Below are 19,709 nucleotides of genomic sequence, written 5' to 3'. Positions count from 1 at the left end.
ATGCCGTAAACATAGTGTGAATCGGTCTTTGTGTTACAGAAGCCAATGGAGCCTCCCGTGCGCCAGCGATATTTAGCCTTGCTCAGTGTGTTTGCCAGCCTCCCCGCGATGGCGCTCACCTACCAGACGCGTCTGGAGAACATTGAGTGGACGGTCGAGGGCGACAAGTTCGAGTGCCGCCTGACCCAGCCGATCACCGATTTCGGCTCGGGCCAGTTCGTGCGCAAGGCCGGCGAGCAGGCGATATTCCGCCTCAATGCCTACAACGCCATGCTCGGCGGCGGTTCGGCGACGTTGCTTGCGGCGGCGGCGCCATGGCAGCCGGGGCGCAACGACATCAATCTGGGCAGCGTCAGGATCGGCACCGGCAACGTGCTGTTCAACAGTTCGCAATCGCAGGCCGGCGGGCTGATCAGCGGTTTGCTGGACGGTCGCAGTCCGGTGGTGCGCCGTGCGTCCGGCGATGGCCGGGTTTCTGAAGTGCGTCTATTGCCGGTCAAATTCAGCAAGGCGTTCAACGAATACCAGACGTGTGTGGCGAAGTTGCTGCCGCAGAATTTCGATCAGGTGAAACAGTCGCAGATCGGCTTCCCCGGCGAAGGCACCGATCTGGATGCCGCCGCCAAAGCCAAGCTGCAGGTGATGCTCGAGTTCATGAAGGCCGATCCGACGGTCAATCACATCGAACTCGACGGCCACTCCGACAACAGCGGCAACCGTTTGACCAACCGTGAGCTGTCGCGGCGTCGGGCGCTGGCGGTGGTCGATTTCTTCAAGGCCAACGGCATCGCCGAATCGCAGATCACTGTGCGTTTCCACGGCGAGCAATACCCGTTGGTGCCGAACACCAATGCGGCTAACCGGGCGAAGAATCGCCGGGTCAGCGTGAAGCTGGCACGGGTCGCGCCGACCACCGTGCCAGCGCCACAAGCCAGTACGCCTGCCAACGCCGCGGCGACTTCCTGACCTGCCGGTCATCGTCGCGCTGTCGACAGATTCTGTCGCTTTGTCGTCTTAAGCTGTCGCGCCTCTGTAAATTATCGGATTTGAGCGGTAGACTCCTCGGCTTTCCGTAGAACCCCGTGGAGTGATGGCATGGCGGACGTAAACAAGGTCGTTCTGGCGTATTCCGGCGGCCTGGACACTTCGGTGATCCTCAAGTGGCTGCAGGATACTTATAACTGTGAAGTGGTGACCTTCACTGCTGACCTGGGTCAGGGCGAAGAGGTCGAGCCGGCACGCGCCAAGGCTCAGGCCATGGGCGTCAAAGAAATCTACATCGACGACCTGCGCGAAGAATTCGTGCGTGACTTCGTGTTCCCGATGTTCCGCGCCAACACCGTTTACGAAGGCGAGTACCTGCTGGGTACCTCCATCGCACGTCCGCTGATCGCCAAACGCCTGATCGAAATCGCCAACGAAACCGGCGCCGATGCCATTTCCCATGGCGCCACCGGCAAGGGCAACGACCAGGTGCGTTTCGAACTGGGTGCCTACGCGCTCAAGCCAGGCGTGAAAGTGATTGCCCCTTGGCGCGAGTGGGACCTGCTGTCCCGCGAGAAGCTGATGGATTACGCCGAGAAGCACGCGATCCCGATCGAGCGTCACGGCAAGAAGAAGTCCCCGTACTCGATGGACGCCAACCTGCTGCACATCTCCTATGAAGGCGGCGTGCTGGAAGACACCTGGACCGAGCACGAAGAAGACATGTGGCGCTGGACCGTCTCCCCGGAGAACGCCCCCGACACCCCGCAATACCTGGAACTGACCTACCGCAACGGCGACATCGTCGCGCTGGACGGCGTCGAAATGACTCCGGCCACCGTACTGGCAACGCTGAACAAGATCGGTGGCGCTCACGGTATCGGTCGTCTCGACATCGTTGAAAACCGTTACGTGGGCATGAAGTCCCGTGGCTGCTACGAAACCCCGGGCGGCACCATCATGCTGCGCGCGCACCGCGCCATCGAATCGATCACCCTGGACCGCGAAGTCGCTCACCTCAAAGACGAGCTGATGCCGAAATACGCCAGCCTGATCTACACCGGTTACTGGTGGAGCCCGGAGCGTCTGATGCTGCAACAGATGATCGACGCTTCGCAGGTCAACGTTAACGGTGTGGTTCGCCTGAAGTTGTACAAAGGCAACGTGATCGTTACCGGTCGCAAGTCCGACGACTCGCTGTTCGACGCCAACATCGCGACCTTCGAAGAAGACGGCGGCGCTTACAACCAGGCCGACGCGGCGGGCTTCATCAAGCTCAACGCGCTGCGCATGCGCATTGCTGCCAACAAGGGCCGCAAGCTGTTCTAAATCACGCAGGCCTGTAAAAAATGGCGGCTTGTCCTTGTGACAAAGCCGCCATTTTTTCTTCTGTGCTCGTCTGACGCTCCCCGGAAGTGTTGATCGTTACGGCCCATTCCAGAATTTTCCTGAATGTCCATTTCAGGCATCTGCCCAGCGTTTCATATTCCTCTCAGAACCGTGGTGCTCTGTGTACTCACGTTGTAGGCGATGAAGAGTTTCGCGCCGCCGCTTTTCTTTGATTGTCTGATAAGACTGAGCGTAATTTGCTTGAGCAAAACGTCGGATGCCGAGTCAGTCAAAAATACCACTGCCTTGGCCGATTGCTTGCCTAGACGCGGAAGGTGTTCGGCCAGCTTGTTGAACGCCTGTGCACTGTTCATCGGACGTACATCTATTGCACGCAACGTGCCCATGGGTTTGGGCAGCTGAATGTTGTGCTCGATCCACGGTTCTTCCGGGCAGGATGCGTCAGCTGCCCGATGGGATTGCTGCTGGCCAGTGCTGTGCTCAGGTAGCGTCCATTCATGTGTATTCGAATTTGCTCTCCCGCCAGTTGCAACAGAAGTGTCTGGCGAAGACAGACCCGGGTTGCTCTCGGAGGCCTTCAACTCCTCAAAGACTTTTAGAAAACTGTCGTCTTTGTCGAAATCAGAGGGGGCATACAGAGAGCGGTAGTTGAAGTTTAGTGTCAAAAAAAACAGCAGCAGCAAGTAAAACGGAAAGCTGATCAGGAACCAGACATAGACCTCCCTTTCGTCGTTATCAAGAAAAGGTAAGGAAATGGCAGCCGATGATTCGGAAATAAATGCAAATATCGCAATTATAGTCATGGGGTTGGTGATCTTTTTTCTGACTTTTATCATGGGAAGTGCTCATTAAGTATGTATTCCAATACGATGGTTGAGTGGTTTTGTATGTGGGTTAAAGTTTGTGGTTTAGGCTATTTTTATATTAAAAGAAATCAGTTGGGTAGAAGTATCTTGTTTCAGACGTTGATTGGTTAAAGCTTTTGGAATGGTTTTTATGTTGTTTTTTACAATTGGTAATTTGCCAGGCACTGACTACAGGCGAGAAATGGGCATTCATTGAATGGCAGCATTCTCGTCTTCTTCGATGTGCTGTCTGCCCTGAAAGGGTTATGTGCAAGGCTTCAGGGCGTAGTATTTTTCAGGTCGATGCAAAGGCCGGGAAAACAGTCGTGCCATGAAAATATTGCCAGAGTCGGTTTTTTGTAGGAATAGTCTTTATTTGTCGTAGGGAATGTCTTTGGCTGGGCGTGCAAAGGAACTCTCTTGTGCCATGTCGGAAATGACTACGCTATTGTGCGTGCTCTAAAAATTCGAACAGCGAAACTGGACTTGCCCATGAATAAAGTGCTGATCGTGGATGATCACCCCGTCATTCGTCTTGCTGTGCGTATGCTGATGGAACGTCATGGCTACGAAGTTATTGCCGAAACAGATAATGGCGTGGACGCGTTGCAACTTGCTCGTGAACAGATGCCGGATATTGTTATTCTGGACATAGGTATACCCAAGCTCGATGGACTGGAAGTTATCGCGCGTCTGAACTCGACACCGATGCCATTGAAAGTTCTGGTGTTGACTTCCCAGGCACCGGGACATTTTTCGATGCGCTGCATGCAGTCAGGTGCGGCGGGATATGTCTGTAAACAACAGGATCTGACTGAATTGCTCAGTGCGATCAAAGCCGTACTGTCCGGATACAGCTATTTTCCAAACCAGGCCCTGCATACCGTGCGAACCAGTCTGGGCAACGCCAGTGAAGCCGATATGGTGGATCGCCTTTCCGGTCGGGAAATGATGGTGCTGCAGCAATTGGCGCGGGGCAAGACCAACAAGGAAATCGCCGACGGCATGTTTCTCAGCAACAAGACGGTCAGCACGTACAAGACCCGTCTGTTATTGAAACTCAATGCCCGCTCACTGGTTGACTTGATTGAGTTGGCGCAGCGCAACGGGCTGGTCTGATGCTCCTGATTGCAGAGGAGTCATGGGCCGCTCAGCGTCGGATTTCCAGACAGTAAAAAGCCTCCGGTTCGGGAGGCTTTCAAGTGTCAGAGATCAAAATCGTAATCGGCCAATTGCTTTTGCAATCGGCGCTCCTCAAGCAGGTTATCGATGGTGCGACGTTTGCTCAGATTGGTCTTGGCGACCTCGACCACCGGTTCGGCGTCGTCGGTTTCCACAGCGGTAAAATCGTCATCTACGTCCAGTTGTTCTTTGCTGTCAGTCATAAGGTGAACTCCAGGCTAAGACTGCCTTTGGCGCCCCTTATATCGATATTCCTGCTGCGGGTAAAAAAGATTTTTTCAATCGACGAATCAATTATTCCAATAGCCAATCAATCGTCCGAAGTTTTGTGTTTGTATTCGCACAAATCTTCGATCCGGCAGCTGCCACAGCGTGGCTTGCGCGCCAGACACACATAGCGACCGTGCAAAATCAGCCAGTGGTGAGAATCCAGCAGGTAGTCTTTTGGCACAAACTTCATCAGCTTCTTTTCCACTTCAACCACATTTTTACCCGGGGCAATGCCGGTGCGGTTGCTCACGCGAAAAATGTGCGTGTCGACCGCCATGGTCAGTTGGCGAAAAGCGGTATTGAGAACCACGTTGGCCGTCTTGCGACCGACGCCGGGCAGCGCTTCCAGTTCTTCACGCGTCTGCGGAACTTCGCCATTGTGCAACTCGACCAGCATGCGACAGGTCTCGATCACGTTTTTCGCTTTGCTGTTATAGAGGCCGATGGTCTTGATGTATTCGGACAGCCCTTCGACGCCCAGCGCGTGGATCGCCGCCGGGGTATTGGCCACCGGGAACAGTTTGGCTGTGGCCTTGTTGACGCCGACGTCGGTTGATTGCGCCGAAAGAATGACCGCGATCAACAACTCGAACGGCGAGGAATAGGCCAGTTCGGTCTTCGGCTCGGGATTGTCTTCATGAAGTCTGCGGAAGATTTCCAGACGTTTTGCGGCATTCATGGATGATGTGTTTCCTTGGAGAGAGCGTTCGAGCGGGTCCAGGCCTGGCGGGCGGCGAGCAGTAGCCCGAGAACGATGAATGCGCCGGGAACCAGGGTGAGCAAGTGCAGCCCTTCGTTGAACAGAATCAGGCCTTGCCAGTGTTCCGACAGGCCACGGCCGATGTGGCCCTGACCGAACAGTTCACGCAGTGCCGCCAGCGCCAGTAGCAGCCCGCTCGACAGGCCAAAAAACTTCAGGCGCTGGGCAAGCACCTGACGAAAGAATCCATTGTATTCCAGCACGACGCATTGCAAGGCGATCAGCCCGGCATAGATTCCGACTGACTGTTGCCACTGCAACGCCCAGCGCTGCGCGAGGATATTGGCGCAACTGGTCAGAGTGGCGGCCAGCAGCAGACTGGCGAACATCAGTTTGTTGCCAGACAACCGCGGGCGCAGCGGACCGGCGCATGCGCCGTAAACCACCCCCACTGCGCCCGACATCAGCAGCATGCCCAGTGCGCCCGCCAGTGTCGTAGTGGTGCCAAGTATCAGAACCAGCACAAGCGCATTTGTCAGGTTCGTCGACCGATTCATGATCCGCTCCCGAGCAAGGTTGCACGGTGCTCATCAAAGTAGCGCAGGGCGTCATGGATCGCATTGACGGTGGCCCTGGACGTGATGGTGGCTCCCGCCAGTTGATCGAACTGTCCCTGATCTTTTTCCAGCGCCCAGCCTGCGTCGTCGGGTGCGTGAGGTGACTTGCCGGTGAACGTCGCCAGCCAGTGGTTCGGCCAGTCGCCAATGAGTCCGCCGAGCGCCGGCGTTTCGCTGTGCCGCAGAGTTTTCACCCCCAGCAGACTGCCGTTGGCATCGATGGCGATCAGCAGTTCGATAACGCCGGCATAGCCCTCGGTCTGCGTGCGCAACAACACTGCCACCGGCTGCCCGAGTCTGGTCGCGCGGTAGCCTGCCAGCAAAGTGCTGTGGCTCAACGTCGCATCAGTCAACGTCAGTGGCTGTTCCAGCGGCTGGTTGTCGTAGGCATCGGCCGCGAGTAGAGCCAGCAACTTACGGCTGTCGAGCAGCCGTTGCTCGCTGGCAATCTGCGGCGCACTGGCACGCTGCACCACATAAGTCAGGCCGAGACCGGCGCCGGCCAGCAGTACAAGCGTCACGACTGCAGCCACGCGGTTCATGATTGCACCTGCGTCTGGCGGGCAGCGGCAAAACGTTCCAGGGCCGGTACACACAGGTTCATCAGTAACACGCCAAACGCAACACCGTCCGGGTAGCCGCCCCAAGTTCGGATCAGGTAGGTCAGCAAACCGACACCCACGCCGAACAGCAGCCGGGCCAGCGGACTTTTGGCACCCGACACCGGTTCGGTAATGATGAAAAAGGCACCGAGCATGGTTGCACCGCTCAGCAGATGAAACAGCGGTGAGCCGTGGGAATCGGAACCCGAGCCGTTCCAGAAGAGCAGGCTGACGACAAACAGGCTGGCCAGCATGCCGACCGGCGCTTGCCAGGCAATCACCCGGCGCTGCAACAGCAGCAGCCCGCCGGCGAGAAACGCCAGATTGATCCACTCCACACCGCGTCCACCGTAACGGCCGAACGCCGGGTTGGCCGCGAACAATTCATCCATGGTCAGGCTTTTGTTGATGCGCAGACTGTCCAGCGCGGTGGCCTGCACCCAAGCGTCCGGGGCCTGGCCCAGATTCAATATTTGTGCAAAAGCGGCCTGCAGATTCATGCCATGCGCCGGCCAGTGGGTCATTGGCTGCGGGAACAGCAGCATCGCCAAGGCGAAACCGAGCATGGCCGGATTGAACGGATTCTTGCCGATGCCACCGTACAAATGCTTGCCGAACAGCAGACCTGAAGCCACCGCCGTAACTGTCAGCCACCATGGGCAATAAGGCGGCAGCGCAGCGGCCAGCAGTGTCGCGCTGACCAGTGCGCTACCATCGCTGAGCGTTGGTTGCAGTGGCTGTCGGCGCAGGCGGGCGACGCCAGCCTCGATCAGCAGCGCGGTGCTCGCCGCCAGGATCAGGTTGATCAACACGCCCCAGCCGTAAAACCAGAAGAGTGCCAACAGCCCCGGCAGCGTGGCCAGCAGCACCCGCTTCATCGCCTGTTGCAGGCGATCGTCCGGTGCTTCAAGGGGCGACATGATCTTGCACCTGACGCTCGGCGGCCTGCAGGCGAGCGCGGGCCTTGTCGAGGATGTCGTTCGGAGTGTCGGCGCGGCGTTCAAGTTTGTTCAGGTCGGCGCGGGCGTAGGCCAGTTCGGTTTTCAACTGGCGGAGCTGGTTGTCGATCGGGCGCTTTTCCACTCGCACCAGGTCGGGTGCAGGCTGCTCACTGGCCGCCTCGGCCGCGTGAAGGGCTTGCTCGGCGTCACGCAGTGCCTGTTCCAGCGTGACAATTTGCTCGGCTGGCGCTTCAGCGGTCTGGGCCTTTTTCAATTCGGCGCGACGCATGGCCAGCTGGATTTTCGCCCGCTTCAGGTCGGCGTCTTTCGCCGGAACCGGGGCCGCAGCGGCTGGAGCGGTGGCGGCGCTGCTTTCGAGTTTCGCCAACGCCTGTTCGGCGGCTTCGAACTGCTGTTGCAACACGATCAGTTGCGATTGCTGTTCGAAGGTCGGTGGATGGCCGAAGGCTTTCAGCGATTTGTGCAATTGCGCGCGACTCATGGCGACATCGATCTTGGCTTTCTTCAATGCCGCGTCGGCGGTCGCGGCTTTCTGCGCGCGCACCCGTTCCAGAGCGGCCTGCACCGGATCGAGAGTGGCCACCGCGGGTTGCGCTGCGCGCTGCGCCCGGGCTTCGCGCTCAGCCTGTTTCTGTTGTTCTTCGCGCTGCAGGCGGGCATTGCGGCGTTCAAAACGCTGGCGCGCATGATCGCGCTTGGCCGCGCGCGCGCGCTGTTCTTCAAGGCTGGATGCCAGGCCACCGACTACCGGCAAGGTGCCGAGCGGCAGTGGATGCATCTCGATGCAGTCCACCGGGCACGGCGCCACGCACAGGTCGCAACCGGTGCATTCGTCGATCAGTACGGTGTGCATCAGTTTCGCCGCGCCGACGATGGCGTCGATCGGGCAGGCCTGGATGCACTTGGTGCAGCCGATACACTCGGCCTCGCGGATGTACGCCACTTGCGGCGGTGCCGAACCACGGCTGACGTCCAGCTCCAGCACCGGCACGTTCAACAGTTCAGCCAGGGCGGCGACGGTTTCGTCACCGCCGGGCGGGCACTTGTTGATCGGTTCGCCGTCGACGATGCCTTGCGCATAGGGCTTGCACCCGGGGTGGCCGCATTTGCCGCATTGGGTCTGCGGCAGGAGGGCATCGATGAGTTGAATCAGACTCATGTTTTGATCAGTCCACTGAATCCGAGAAAAATCACTGCGATCAGTCCGGCGCCGATCAGGTCGATCGGCAAGCCGCGAAAGGGCAGGGGAATGTCATTGTCCGCCGTGCGTTCACGCAAGTCGCTGAACAGGCTCAGCACCAGCCAGAAACCCAGCCCGGCGCCCGCGCTCAACGCCGTTGTCTGCAGCAGGCCGCGATCATTTTGTGCATTGACCAAGGCCAGCCCCAGCACGCCGGCATTGCTCAGCAACAACGGCCATAGCCCATCGAAGGGCCAGTCAGGCAGCGCGCGAGTCAGCAGCTTCAGCAGCGGTGCGATCAGCAGCACGCTGAGCGGCAAGAACACAAACAGCTGCAGGGCCTGCAGTTGCAGCGGCACCAGTAGCCAGTGCCACAGCACATAACCGATGAAGCCGACGCTCAGCATCAGGCACGCCGTCGCCAGCCCCAACGCATGCACCTGGCGCCGACTGCCGGCCAGCAACGGATCGACGCCCAGCGGCCAGTGCAACACGAAGTTGTTGAGCAGGGCGGCACTGATCAGCGTAAGTGCAAGTTCGGTCATGGTTCTGCCGGCAGCAACGGGCGAGTGTCACTTAAGGTTAGGCATTATCCGGCACCCGCGATGGGCGGGCCAGATATGAAAAATCCCACAGGCCTGCAGAACATGCCTGTGGGATCGTTTAAGCGCTGGGTCTTACTTGATGCGTTGACCCGGCTTGGCGCCGCTGTCCGGGCTCAGCAGGTAGATTTCTTCACCGCCAGGGCCAGCTGCCATCACCATGCCTTCGGAAATACCGAACTTCATTTTCCGTGGTTTGAGGTTGGCAATCATCATGGTCAGGCGACCGTCGAGTTTCGACGGATCCGGGTAAGCGCTCTTGATCCCGGAGAATACGTTGCGCTGCTCGTCACCGATGTCCAGGGTCAAGCGCAGCAGCTTGTCGGCACCTTCCACGTGTTCAGCCTTGACGATCAAAGCCACGCGCAGGTCGACAGCAGCAAAGGTGTCGAAGTCGATTTCCGGCGACAGCGGATCCTTGGCCAGTTCGCCGTTGCCCGCAGGCGCGGCGGCACCGGTGTCGGTCTGGCTGGCGGTCAGGTCTTCTTTCGAGGCGTCGGTCATGGCTTGCACTTTCACCGGGTCGATGCGGGTCATCAACGGCTTGAATTCATTGAGCTGATGGTTGGCCAGCAGCGTGGTGTGGTCGTTCCAGGTCAACGGGGCGACGTTGAGGAATGCCTCGGCGTCGGCGGCCAGCAGTGGCAGCACCGGTTTGAGGAAGATCACCAGTTGGCGGAACAGGTTGATGCCGGTGGCGCAGATCGCCTGGACTTCATCCTGCTTGCCTTCCTGCTTGTTCAGCGACCATGGGGCCTTGTCGGCGATCCAGGCGTTGGCGCGGTCGGCCAGGGCCATGGTTTCACGCATGGCGCGGGCAAAGTCGCGGGCTTCATAGGCGTCGGCAATGCCTGGTGCTGCGGCGAGGAAGGCCTCGGTCAGCTCTGGCGCAGCATTATTGTCGACCAGCAGGCCGCCGTTGCCCTTGTGGATGAAACCGGCGCAACGGCTGGCGATGTTGACCACTTTGCCGACCAGGTCGGAGTTGACCTTCTGCACGAAGTCTTCGATATTCAGGTCGAGGTCATCGACGCCACGGCCCAGTTTGGCCGCGTAGTAGTAACGCAGGTATTCCGGCGACAGATGATCCAGGTAGGTACGGGCCTTGATGAAAGTGCCACGGGACTTGGACATCTTCTGGCCGTTGACGGTCAGGTAGCCGTGCACGTTGATCCCGGTCGGCTTGCGGAAGCCGGCGCCTTCGAGCATGGCAGGCCAGAACAGGGCGTGGAAGTTGACGATGTCCTTGCCGATGAAGTGGTACAGCTCGGCGGTGGAGTCCTTGCCCCAGAACGCGTCGAAGTCCAGCTCCGGCGTGCGGTTGCACAGGTTCTTGAAGCTGGCCATGTAGCCGATCGGCGCATCCAGCCACACGTAGAAATACTTGCCCGGCTCGTCCGGGATCTCGAAGCCGAAGTACGGCGCATCGCGGGAGATGTCCCACTGCTGCAGGCCGGCGTCCAGCCACTCGGCGATCTTGTTGGCCACGGCGTCCTGCAGGGTGCCGCTGCGGGTCCAGGTCTGCAGCATCTGCTGGAAGTCTGGCAGCTTGAAGAAGAAGTGCTGCGAATCCTTGAGCACCGGAGTGGCGCCGGAGATGGCTGACTTCGGGTCTTTCAGATCGGTCGGGGCGTAGGTCGCACCGCATTTTTCGCAGTTGTCGCCGTACTGGTCTTCAGTGCCGCATTTCGGGCAGGTGCCCTTGATGAAGCGGTCGGCCAGGAACATTTTCTTTTCCGGGTCGAAATACTGAGTGATCGAGCGCTGGGCGATATGCCCTGCGTCGCGCAGCTTCAGGTAGATCTGGCTCGACAGCTCACGGTTTTCTTCGGCGTGAGTGGAGTGAAAGTTGTCGAAATCGACCAGGAACTCGGCAAAGTCGGCGCTGTGTTCAGCCTGCACATTGGCGATCAGTTGTTCCGGGGTGATGCCTTCCTTTTCCGCGCGCAGCATGATCGCCGAACCGTGGGCGTCGTCGGCGCAGACATAAATGCATTGATTGCCGCGATGCTTCTGGAAGCGCACCCACATATCGGTCTGGATGTATTCCAGCATGTGGCCAAGGTGGATCGAACCGTTGGCGTAGGGCAGGGCGCTGGTGACGAGGATCTTGCGTGGTTCGGACATGTGGGGCTTCGCTACTTGATGAAACGGAGGTCGGCCACTATAAAGCGCTGGCGCATATTTTTCACCCTGTGCACCTGTTTCATTGGATGAGCAGACAGAAAAGATCGCAGCCTGCGGCAGCTCCTACAGTTGTACGCCGATCTCCTGTAGGAGCTGCCGAAGGCTGCGATCTTTTCAGGTACGATACTCATCATTTTTCCCAGTCTTGTTATCGGAGTTGCCCATGAGTGCCGTCACTCGCGCAGCGGTGGAAGCCGTCCTCAGCCAATACACCGACCCCTACCTGAACCAGGACCCGGTCAGCGCCGGTTGTGTGAAGCACATCGAGATCGTCGGTGATCGCGTCAACGTGCAGCTGGAAATCGGTTACGCCGCCGGTCTGTTCAAGAGCGGCTGGGCACAGTTGCTGCAACTGGCCATCGAAAACCTCGATGGAGTGACGATCGCCAGGGTCGAGGTCAACAGCGTGATCGCCGCGCACAAGGCCCAGGCCCAGATCCCGGGGCTGGCCAACGTCAAGAATGTGGTCGCCGTGGCTTCGGGCAAGGGCGGTGTGGGCAAATCGACCACGGCGGCCAACCTCGCGCTGGCGCTGGCCCGCGAAGGCGCCAAGGTGGGGATTCTCGACGCCGACATCTATGGCCCGAGCCAGGGCATCATGTTCGGCATCCCCGAGCGCACCCGCCCCGAGGTCAAGGATCAGAAGTGGTTCGTGCCGCTCAAGGCCCACGGTGTCGAAGTCATGTCGATGGCGTTCCTGACCGACGACAATACGCCGATGGTCTGGCGTGGGCCGATGGTCTCCGGCGCACTGCTGCAACTGGTTACGCAAACCGCGTGGGGCGACCTGGATTATCTGGTCATCGACATGCCGCCAGGCACCGGCGACATCCAGCTGACCCTGGCGCAAAAAGTCCCGGTGGCCGGTGCGGTGATCGTCACTACCCCGCAGGATCTGGCGCTGCTGGACGCGCGCAAAGGCGTGGAAATGTTCCGCAAGGTCAACATTCCGGTGCTGGGTGTGGTGGAAAACATGGCGGTGCACATCTGCTCGAACTGCGGATATGCCGAACACCTGTTCGGTGAGGGCGGCGGCGAGAAACTGGCGACCCAATATGGCGTCGAACTGCTGGCCTCGCTGCCGCTGTCGATGCTGATCCGCGAGCAGGCCGATGGCGGCAAGCCAACGGTGATCGCCGAACCGGACAGCCAGATCGCCATGGTCTACCAGGAACTGGCCCGCCACGTCGGCGCGCGCATTGTGTTGCAGGAAGCGGCGACACCGGCGATGCCTAATATCAGCATCAGTGACGATTGAGGTCTTTTTTGTAAACTCAGGACACACTGTGGGAGCGAGCCTGCTCGCGAATGCGGCGTGTCATTCAACCGATGAGTTGTCTGATCCACCGCTTTCGCGAGCAGGCTCGCTCCCACATTGGTTTCTGATTGGCAGTCAGATCCGCAAACCGCCATCCATCTCCAGAATCCGCCCGGTGTAATAGCCGTTCTCGAAGATATACGCCGCCGAATGGGCGATCTCTTCCGGCTTGCCCATGCGTTTGAGCGGGATACCCGAGGTCATCTTCTCCAACGCTTCCGGCTTCATGCCCAGGGTCATCTCGGTTTCGATGAAGCCTGGTGCAATGCCCGCGACACGAATACCGTAGCGCGCCAGTTCCTTGGCCCAGGTCACAGTGGCTGCGGCCACGCCAGCCTTGGCGGCAGAGTAGTTGGTCTGGCCGACGTTACCGGCGCGGGAGATCGAAGAGATGTTGATGATCGCGCCGCCGTTCTTCAGCTCGACCATTTTCGCCGCCACTTCACGGGTGCACAGGAACACGCCGGTCAGGTTGACGTCGATCACTGCCTGCCATTGGGCCAGGCTCATCTTGGTCATTTCGCCGTCCTTGACCTTGAGCAGCAGGCCGTCACGCAGGATCCCGGCGTTGTTGATCAGGCCATGGATCGCGCCGAAATCTTCGGCGACCTGCGCGACCATGTGCTCAACCTGTTCTTCATTGGCAACGTTGCACAGATAGCTGCGCGCCTCGACGCCCTTGGCCTTGCAGGCGGCCACCGCGTCGTCGAGTTTTTCCTGATTGAGGTCGACCAGCGCGAGCTTCGCGCCTTTGCCGGCGAAATACTCGGCCATGGAACGGCCCAAACCCTGGCAACCGCCGGTGATAATGATTACTTTGTCGTTGAGTTGCATTCGCATGCCCCGATAGCCGGTCTGAGTGGTTTTTGTTATTGGCGACGCTCGATCTGCACATGAGCATTGCCTGATGGCGTGACCGGGACTTATCCCCAGGCGCCTGTCCGTTTTTTCGACGGATTCTATTTAAGGAGTCATAAATTGAGCGTTGAAGCGGCCAAGAATGCCCGAGAATTGCTTCTCAAGGAATACCGTGGCGTATTGTCCACCCACTCCAAATCGATGCCCGGTTTCCCGTTCGGCTCGGTGGTGCCGTATTGCCTGGATGAGCAGGGCCGCCCGCTGATCCTGATCAGCCGCATCGCCCAGCACACCCACAACCTGCAGAAAGATCCGAAATGTTCGCTGCTGGTGGGCGAGCGCGAGGCCGACGACGTGCAGGCCGTTGGTCGTCTGACCTATCTGGCCGAAGCGCAGAAGCTCGAAGAGCCGGCTGCCATCGAAGCCGCGGCCGAGCGTTATTACCGGTATTTCCCCGACTCGCAGAACTACCACAAGGCCCACGATTTTGATTTCTGGGTGCTCAATCCGGTGCGTCACCGCTACATCGGCGGTTTCGGCGCGATTCACTGGGTCGATCAACTGACCTTGGCCAACCCGTTCGCCGGCAAGGCGGAAATCAGCATGGTCGAGCACATGAACAGCGATCACGCCAAAGCCATCGCCCATTACGTTGAGCTGACCGGCCTGCCGAAAACCGTACCGGCGCATCTGGCCGGAATCGACAGCGAAGGCATGCACTTGCGCATCGGTCAGGCGTTGTACTGGCTGCCGTTTCCAGCGCCTTGTCATACGCCGATACAAGTGCGCGAAGCCTTGGTTTTTCTGGCTCACGCCGAGGTCTGGCCAAAAAATGCGGTGGCCGACGCTTGAATTCACGAAAGGGCGACGTCATCTAAGGCTTACTGCAAGGCATTTCTTGCGTTGAGGAATCTTTGATGCGCCCTTTTTTGTTGCTCTTTCTGCTGTTTCCGGTGCTGGAGCTGTTCGTATTCGTCAAAGTGGCAGGGGCGATCGGGTTTTTCCCGGCCCTGCTGCTGATCATTCTCGGCTCGATGTTCGGTGTATTCGTACTGCGCGTCGCCGGTCTGGCCACCGCCCTGCGTGCCCGTGAAAGCCTGAATCGCGGTGAGTTGCCCGCACAGACCATGCTCGAAGGCCTGATGCTGGCACTGGCCGGTGGCCTGTTAATCCTGCCGGGCTTCGTCAGCGACGTGGTCGGTCTGGTGATGCTTTTGCCATTCACCCGTCGTCTGCTGGCCAATAAAATGCGCCAGCGCGCCGAAGAACAGGCGATGCGTCAGCGGGCCTTCGCCGATGACCTGCAACCCCGTGGCGGTCCTGCACCGCGCCAGCCTCTTGGCCGCGAGGGTGATGTGATCGAAGGCGAGTTCGAACATCGCGACAGCAAGTAACCCCTGCATCGACACGGCACCTTCGGGTGCCGTTTGTTTATGCGCGGCATTCAAGGGGCAAATGATGAAAAATTTTCTGCCCCCGCCCTTGTAATCAGCTTATGCGCCCTTATGTATCGGTCACCGAAAGGTTTCCGGCATTCAAGCCGGACAGACTTCCGCGGTTCGCTCGACGAACCGCAACCGGCGCAGGCCGGATTTGTTAAACCCGCCGGGACTACACCGGCCGATGAAAACCACAATTAGGAGAGATCGACAATGAAGCTTCGTCCTCTGCATGACCGCGTCGTCATCCGTCGCAGCGAAGAAGAAAAGAAAACCGCTGGCGGTATCGTCCTGCCAGGTTCGGCTGCTGAAAAAGCCAACCACGGTGTGATCGTCGCTGCAGGCCCAGGCAAGGTTCTGGAAAACGGACAAGTGCGTGAGCTGGCCGTTAAAGTCGGCGACAAGGTTGTGTTCGGTCCTTACTCCGGCAGCAACACTGTGAAAGTCGACGGCGAAGACCTGCTGGTAATGGCTGAGAACGAGATTCTCGCTGTACTGGAAGGCTGATTTCCCGCTCATTTTCCCGTTACTACAAAGTATTTAAGGAATATCGATCATGGCTGCTAAAGAAGTTAAGTTCGGCGATGCCGCCCGCTCCAAGATGCTCAAAGGCGTCAACGTTCTGGCTGACGCGGTAAAAGCGACCCTGGGCCCGAAAGGCCGTAACGTGATCCTCGAGAAGAGCTTCGGCGCTCCGACCATCACCAAGGACGGCGTTTCCGTCGCCAAAGAAATCGAACTCGAAGATCGCTTCGAAAACATGGGCGCGCAGCTGGTCAAAGACGTTGCCTCCCGTGCCAACGATGACGCTGGTGACGGTACTACCACTGCGACCGTTCTGGCTCAATCGATCGTCAACGAAGGCCTGAAAGCCGTCGCTGCCGGCATGAACCCGATGGACCTGAAGCGCGGTATCGACAAAGCGACCATCGCGATCGTCAAAGAGCTGAAAGCCCTGTCCAAGCCATGCGCTGACACCAAGGCTATCGCTCAGGTAGGTACCATCTCCGCCAACTCCGACAACTCCATCGGCGACATCATTGCCGAAGCCATGGAAAAAGTCGGTAAAGAAGGCGTGATCACCGTTGAAGAAGGCTCGGGCCTGGAAAACGAACTGTCGGTTGTAGAAGGCATGCAGTTCGACCGTGGCTACCTGTCCCCGTACTTCGTCAACAAGCCGGACACCATGGTTGCCGAGCTCGACGGCCCGCTGATCCTGCTGGTCGACAAAAAGATCTCGAACATCCGCGAAATGCTGCCAGTGCTGGAAGCCGTTGCCAAAGCCGGCCGTCCACTGCTGATCGTTGCCGAAGACGTTGAAGGCGAAGCCCTGGCGACTCTGGTCGTGAACAACATGCGTGGCATCGTCAAGGTTGCAGCCGTCAAGGCTCCAGGCTTCGGCGACCGTCGCAAGGCCATGCTGCAGGACATCGCCGTTCTGACCGGCGGTACCGTGATCTCCGAAGAGATCGGCCTGAGCCTGGAAAGCACCACCTTGGAGCACCTGGGTAACGCCAAGCGCGTGACCCTGTCCAAGGAAAACACCATCATCGTTGACGGTGCTGGCGTACAAGGTGACATCGAAGCCCGTATCGCTCAGATCCGCGCCCAGGTTGCCGAAACTTCCTCGGACTACGACCGTGAAAAACTGCAAGAGCGTCTGGCCAAGCTGTCCGGCGGCGTTGCAGTGATCAAGGTTGGCGCTGGTTCCGAAGTTGAAATGAAAGAGAAGAAGGCCCGCGTTGAAGACGCCCTGCACGCGACCCGTGCAGCCGTTGAAGAAGGCGTGGTACCTGGCGGTGGCGTTGCGCTGATCCGTGCTCTGGAAGCCCTGACCGAACTGACCGGCGACAACGCTGACCAGAACGTCGGTATCGCTGTGCTGCGTCGCGCTGTTGAAGCGCCGCTGCGCCAGATCGCTGCCAACTCCGGCGACGAGCCAAGCGTAGTCGTCAACGAAGTGAAGAACGGCAAAGGTAACTTCGGTTACAACGCTGCTTCGGGCGAATACGGCGACATGATCGAAATGGGCATCCTGGACCCAACCAAGGTAACCCGTTCCGCTCTGCAAGCTGCAGCCTCGATCGGCGGTCTGATCCTGACCACCGAAGCGGCTGTTGCTGATGCACCGAAGAAAGAAGGCTCGGCTGGCGGCGGTATGCCAGACATGGGCGGCATGGGTGGCATGGGCGGCATGATGTAAGCCAGCCTTACCCCTGTGACGAAAAACCCCGCCTGCGATGAGCAGGCGGGGTTTTTTATTGCCTGGATTTCAAGCTTCACACCGTCCCCTGTGGGAGCGAGCCTGCTCGCGAAAGCAATCACACCGTCACTACATCTGTGACTGATACAGCGCATTCGCGAGCAGGCTCGCTCCCACATTGGGACCTGGATTGCCTGTGATAACCGGTTGCGCAAAAAAAGCCCCGGTGCATCAGCCCGGGGCGTTTCTATTGACAGTTACTGTTCGCTGACCTGGACAGTGCTGTCCTTCACAGGCTTCCAGCTCAACAACTGCTGTTTGAAGCCATAACTGGCCGCCTGGTAATACGCAATCGCCCGGCTGACCAGCGGATCGTCGCTGCTGACCCGCGACTCGCGGCTCTCGGTCAATGCGTCGTCATGCCGGCGCAAGCCCTGGCGTGGGCTGAGGATCGCCAGATCCTTGCCGTCGAACAGACCCAGATGCTGATAGTTGCCGACCACCACACGCGGTGGCAGCGGGTTGTCCTGCAGCAGGTTGCGACCGAAGAACGTCGAGGTGTAATCCAGGTTGAGCAAGCCCAGCAGCGTCGGCGCCAGATCGATCTGACTCGCCAGTTGCGCGCTCTCGCGAGCTTCGATCATTTTCGGCGCGTAGATGAACAGCGGGATCTGGTAGTTGGCGATCGGCAAGTCTTCTTTGCCGGCGCTGCCTGCGGTGTGGTCGGCGACGAAGATGAAGATCGTATTGTCGAACCACGGCTTCTGCCGCGCCTGCTCGAGGAACTGGCCGATGGCGTAGTCAGTGTACTTCACCGCGCCATCGCGGCCGTTACCGGACTTGATGTCGATCCGGTTGTCCGGGTAGGTGTAAGGACGATGGTTGGAGGTGGTCATCAGTTGCAGCAGGAACGGTTGCTGTTTGGCGTAGTCGGCATCCGCCAGTTTCAGGGTCTGGCGATACAGGTCTTCGTCGGCCATGCCCCAGGCGTTCTTGAAGTGGATCTCGGCTTCATCGACGCTGCTCTGGTCGACGACGCGATAGCCGTTGCCGCTGAAGAACGCGTTCATGTTGTCGAAGTAGCCACGCCCGCCGTAGACGAACACGCTGTCGTAACCCACCGCGCTCAACTGCTGGCCAAGGCTGGCGAAACCGCTTTCACGGCCGATGCGCTTGACGATCGAGCGGCCAGGTGTCGGCGGGATGGCCAGGGTGATCGCTTCCAGACCGCGGTCGGTGCGGGTGCCGGTGGCGTAGAAGTTATTGAAGTACAGGCTCTGCTTGCGCAAGGCGTCAAGGTTTGGCGTCAGGTTGCGACCGTCGCCATTGCTGCCCAGGTACTTGGCGCTGAGGCTCTCGATGGTCACCAGTACAATGTTCGGCTTGCGCGGGGTGCCCGGGTTGTCGATCACCCGGCGAATGTCCTGTGGATCCTTGCCGATGAAGCGCGCGTCGCTTTCGCTCAGCTCGGCGCGGATCTGGCTGGCGACTTTTTCTGCCGGCAGGCTCTTGTAGAACTGGGTGTAGTCCAGTTCATTGTTACGGAACGCGGCGAAGAACTGATACGGACCGTTGCTGGCCAGTTCGTTCTGGTAGGCGTTGCCGCCCTGGGCACGCGGGGCGTCCTGGCTGAGCAGTTGCAGGCTCAGGCCCGCGACGATCAACAGGCCCAAGGCACTGAGCAGACGCCCGCGCAGCGCTGGCAGCGGCGCATTCATGGCGGCATTGAACGGCTTGCCCAAGGCAAAACTGATCACCACGGCCAGTACCGCGAGAAGGCTCAGCAGTTTGCCGATCGGGTACGACTCGAGGACGTTGTTCAGCACTTCGTCGGAATACACCAGGTAATCGACGGCGATGAAGTTGAAGCGCACGCCGAACTCGTCCCAGAACAGCCATTCAGCCACCGCCACGAACAGCATGGCGAACAGGCTGATGGTCAGCAGGGCGCGCAGGAACCCGCGATGTCCACGACGCCGCCACAGCCCCGGCGGGCAGAGCAGCAGGTACAAGCCCATCGGCAATGCCGCATAGGCCAGGAAACCCAGGTCGTACAGCGCGCCGATGCCGAACACCGACAGGGCGAAGCCGCCGGCCTCATCCAGGTGAGTCAGCAGCAGTACCGCTCGAGTCAGAAGAAAGATGACCAGCCAGGCGCCGGTGATGAGCAGCAGAAAGCGCACGGGCGCGGTCTTGAGAGGGTCCATTGTCTAGTTTTCCTTATATCAATGGCGCGCGAGTTTCGCGGCGTCACTGTAGTCAGGTTGTGAATCGATAGTGAAAACTTTGTTAAACATTTAATTTGCCTGGGCAAATTGATTTGCACGCCTGTCGGCCCTAGCCCTGAAACGGCGTTGGCCTTAAGCTGCGCGGGCCATGACGGCCGTCACTGTGTACGGAGGAGATGCCA

General features: G+C 59.1%; 19 protein-coding genes. 8 read left to right on the top strand and 11 right to left on the bottom strand.

From position 1 onward, the window contains the following. Positions 1-57 precede the first annotated feature (57 nt). Together LOY52_RS21170 and LOY52_RS21165 are read left to right on the top strand one after the other, a co-directional pair. Positions 58-966: an OmpA family protein gene (locus LOY52_RS21170; protein WP_258675868.1), complete on the top strand. Its 909-nt coding sequence runs from the start codon at positions 58-60 to the stop codon at positions 964-966. A gap of 129 nt (positions 967-1,095) precedes the next feature. After that, positions 1,096-2,313, top strand: coding sequence for an argininosuccinate synthase (locus LOY52_RS21165; RefSeq protein ID WP_003227714.1), 1,218 nt, complete (start codon positions 1,096-1,098; stop codon positions 2,311-2,313). A gap of 152 nt (positions 2,314-2,465) precedes the next feature. On the opposite strand, the gene LOY52_RS21160 is transcribed toward LOY52_RS21165, so the two are convergent. Next, entirely contained in the window at positions 2,466-3,170 is a 705-nt protein-coding gene (locus LOY52_RS21160; RefSeq protein WP_258675867.1) for a hypothetical protein, read from the bottom strand. 501 nt (positions 3,171-3,671) lie between these two features. Here LOY52_RS21160 and LOY52_RS21155 point away from each other — a divergent pair. Then, a complete protein-coding gene (locus LOY52_RS21155; protein ID WP_003227711.1) occupies positions 3,672-4,298 on the top strand; it encodes a response regulator transcription factor in 627 nt (208 codons plus the stop codon). A gap of 86 nt (positions 4,299-4,384) precedes the next feature. Here LOY52_RS21155 and LOY52_RS21150 read toward each other — a convergent pair whose 3' ends face one another. The 8 genes from LOY52_RS21150 to metG all read right to left on the bottom strand — a co-directional run bounded on the left by LOY52_RS21150 (position 4,385) and on the right by metG (position 11,421). Continuing rightward, positions 4,385-4,564 (bottom strand): PA3496 family putative envelope integrity protein, encoded by a 180-nt coding sequence (locus LOY52_RS21150; protein ID WP_041068377.1) that lies wholly within the window; start codon positions 4,562-4,564, stop codon positions 4,385-4,387. 107 nt (positions 4,565-4,671) lie between these two features. After that, positions 4,672-5,310, bottom strand: a complete 639-nt coding sequence (gene nth / locus LOY52_RS21145; RefSeq protein WP_003227707.1) for an endonuclease III — start codon at positions 5,308-5,310, stop codon at positions 4,672-4,674. Continuing rightward, positions 5,307-5,888, bottom strand: coding sequence for an Rnf-Nqr domain containing protein (locus tag LOY52_RS21140; RefSeq protein WP_258675866.1), 582 nt, complete (start codon positions 5,886-5,888; stop codon positions 5,307-5,309). The genes nth and LOY52_RS21140 overlap by 4 nt, the downstream gene beginning before the upstream one ends. After that, positions 5,885-6,490, bottom strand: a complete 606-nt coding sequence (locus LOY52_RS21135) for an RnfABCDGE type electron transport complex subunit G (RefSeq protein WP_258675865.1) — start codon at positions 6,488-6,490, stop codon at positions 5,885-5,887. The genes LOY52_RS21140 and LOY52_RS21135 overlap by 4 nt, the downstream gene beginning before the upstream one ends. After that, positions 6,487-7,470: an RnfABCDGE type electron transport complex subunit D gene (locus LOY52_RS21130; RefSeq protein ID WP_258675864.1), complete on the bottom strand. Its 984-nt coding sequence runs from the start codon at positions 7,468-7,470 to the stop codon at positions 6,487-6,489. The genes LOY52_RS21135 and LOY52_RS21130 overlap by 4 nt, the downstream gene beginning before the upstream one ends. Further along, the gene (gene rsxB, locus LOY52_RS21125; RefSeq protein WP_258675863.1) at positions 7,457-8,671 is read right to left on the bottom strand and encodes an electron transport complex subunit RsxB; all 1,215 of its coding nucleotides are present in this window, start codon (positions 8,669-8,671) and stop codon (positions 7,457-7,459) included. Before rsxB ends, LOY52_RS21130 begins: the two co-directional genes overlap by 14 nt. Further along, positions 8,668-9,237 carry an Rnf-Nqr domain containing protein gene (locus LOY52_RS21120; RefSeq protein WP_258675862.1) on the bottom strand — a complete coding sequence of 190 codons (570 nt, stop codon included), beginning with the start codon at positions 9,235-9,237 and terminating at the stop codon, positions 8,668-8,670. Before LOY52_RS21120 ends, rsxB begins: the two co-directional genes overlap by 4 nt. Before the next feature lie 132 nt (positions 9,238-9,369). Further along, positions 9,370-11,421: a methionine--tRNA ligase gene (metG, locus tag LOY52_RS21115; RefSeq protein WP_258675861.1), complete on the bottom strand. Its 2,052-nt coding sequence runs from the start codon at positions 11,419-11,421 to the stop codon at positions 9,370-9,372. Between the two features lie 223 nt (positions 11,422-11,644). Between metG and apbC the strand changes: the two genes are divergently transcribed. Beyond that, positions 11,645-12,739, top strand: coding sequence for an iron-sulfur cluster carrier protein ApbC (gene apbC / locus LOY52_RS21110; protein ID WP_258675859.1), 1,095 nt, complete (start codon positions 11,645-11,647; stop codon positions 12,737-12,739). A 135-nt stretch (positions 12,740-12,874) separates the two neighbouring features. On the opposite strand, the gene LOY52_RS21105 is transcribed toward apbC, so the two are convergent. Further along, positions 12,875-13,633, bottom strand: a complete 759-nt coding sequence (locus LOY52_RS21105; protein ID WP_258675856.1) for an SDR family oxidoreductase — start codon at positions 13,631-13,633, stop codon at positions 12,875-12,877. Between the two features lie 144 nt (positions 13,634-13,777). Between LOY52_RS21105 and LOY52_RS21100 the strand changes: the two genes are divergently transcribed. From LOY52_RS21100 to groL, 4 genes are all read left to right on the top strand, one after another. Next, positions 13,778-14,509 (top strand): HugZ family protein, encoded by a 732-nt coding sequence (locus LOY52_RS21100; RefSeq protein ID WP_258675855.1) that lies wholly within the window; start codon positions 13,778-13,780, stop codon positions 14,507-14,509. A 65-nt stretch (positions 14,510-14,574) separates the two neighbouring features. After that, positions 14,575-15,051 (top strand): FxsA family protein, encoded by a 477-nt coding sequence (locus LOY52_RS21095; protein ID WP_003227687.1) that lies wholly within the window; start codon positions 14,575-14,577, stop codon positions 15,049-15,051. Between the two features lie 258 nt (positions 15,052-15,309). Next, positions 15,310-15,603, top strand: coding sequence for a co-chaperone GroES (locus LOY52_RS21090; RefSeq protein ID WP_258675854.1), 294 nt, complete (start codon positions 15,310-15,312; stop codon positions 15,601-15,603). 49 nt (positions 15,604-15,652) lie between these two features. After that, positions 15,653-17,299 carry a chaperonin GroEL gene (groL, locus tag LOY52_RS21085; RefSeq protein WP_007964008.1) on the top strand — a complete coding sequence of 549 codons (1,647 nt, stop codon included), beginning with the start codon at positions 15,653-15,655 and terminating at the stop codon, positions 17,297-17,299. 257 nt (positions 17,300-17,556) lie between these two features. Here groL and LOY52_RS21080 read toward each other — a convergent pair whose 3' ends face one another. After that, positions 17,557-19,506, bottom strand: a complete 1,950-nt coding sequence (locus tag LOY52_RS21080) for an LTA synthase family protein (RefSeq protein ID WP_258675853.1) — start codon at positions 19,504-19,506, stop codon at positions 17,557-17,559. Positions 19,507-19,709: the final 203 nt, after the last annotated feature.

The sequence above is a fragment of the Pseudomonas sp. B21-051 genome, from assembly GCF_024748795.1.
Lineage (GTDB): Bacteria > Pseudomonadota > Gammaproteobacteria > Pseudomonadales > Pseudomonadaceae > Aquipseudomonas > Aquipseudomonas putida_A.
This window is presented reverse-complemented; position numbering and strand designations above follow the sequence as displayed.

Bases quoted from the DNA above. Each gene is read 5' to 3' on its own strand.
- LOY52_RS21105 (WP_258675856.1), bottom strand. From the start codon at position 13,633: ATGCAACTCAACGACAAAGTAATCATTATCACCGGCGGTTGCCAGGGT.
- LOY52_RS21140 (WP_258675866.1), bottom strand. From the start codon at position 5,888: ATGAATCGGTCGACGAACCTGACAAATGCGCTTGTGCTGGTTCTGATA.
- LOY52_RS21135 (WP_258675865.1), bottom strand. From the start codon at position 6,490: ATGAACCGCGTGGCTGCAGTCGTGACGCTTGTACTGCTGGCCGGCGCC.
- nth (WP_003227707.1), bottom strand. From the start codon at position 5,310: ATGAATGCCGCAAAACGTCTGGAAATCTTCCGCAGACTTCATGAAGAC.
- LOY52_RS21095 (WP_003227687.1), top strand. From the start codon at position 14,575: ATGCGCCCTTTTTTGTTGCTCTTTCTGCTGTTTCCGGTGCTGGAGCTG.
- groL (WP_007964008.1), top strand. From the start codon at position 15,653: ATGGCTGCTAAAGAAGTTAAGTTCGGCGATGCCGCCCGCTCCAAGATG.
- LOY52_RS21155 (WP_003227711.1), top strand. From the start codon at position 3,672: ATGAATAAAGTGCTGATCGTGGATGATCACCCCGTCATTCGTCTTGCT.
- rsxB (WP_258675863.1), bottom strand. From the start codon at position 8,671: ATGAGTCTGATTCAACTCATCGATGCCCTCCTGCCGCAGACCCAATGC.
- LOY52_RS21150 (WP_041068377.1), bottom strand. From the start codon at position 4,564: ATGACTGACAGCAAAGAACAACTGGACGTAGATGACGATTTTACCGCT.
- LOY52_RS21120 (WP_258675862.1), bottom strand. From the start codon at position 9,237: ATGACCGAACTTGCACTTACGCTGATCAGTGCCGCCCTGCTCAACAAC.
- metG (WP_258675861.1), bottom strand. From the start codon at position 11,421: ATGTCCGAACCACGCAAGATCCTCGTCACCAGCGCCCTGCCCTACGCC.
- LOY52_RS21090 (WP_258675854.1), top strand. From the start codon at position 15,310: ATGAAGCTTCGTCCTCTGCATGACCGCGTCGTCATCCGTCGCAGCGAA.
- LOY52_RS21160 (WP_258675867.1), bottom strand. From the start codon at position 3,170: ATGATAAAAGTCAGAAAAAAGATCACCAACCCCATGACTATAATTGCG.
- LOY52_RS21130 (WP_258675864.1), bottom strand. From the start codon at position 7,470: ATGTCGCCCCTTGAAGCACCGGACGATCGCCTGCAACAGGCGATGAAG.
- apbC (WP_258675859.1), top strand. From the start codon at position 11,645: ATGAGTGCCGTCACTCGCGCAGCGGTGGAAGCCGTCCTCAGCCAATAC.
- LOY52_RS21080 (WP_258675853.1), bottom strand. From the start codon at position 19,506: ATGGACCCTCTCAAGACCGCGCCCGTGCGCTTTCTGCTGCTCATCACC.
- LOY52_RS21165 (WP_003227714.1), top strand. From the start codon at position 1,096: ATGGCGGACGTAAACAAGGTCGTTCTGGCGTATTCCGGCGGCCTGGAC.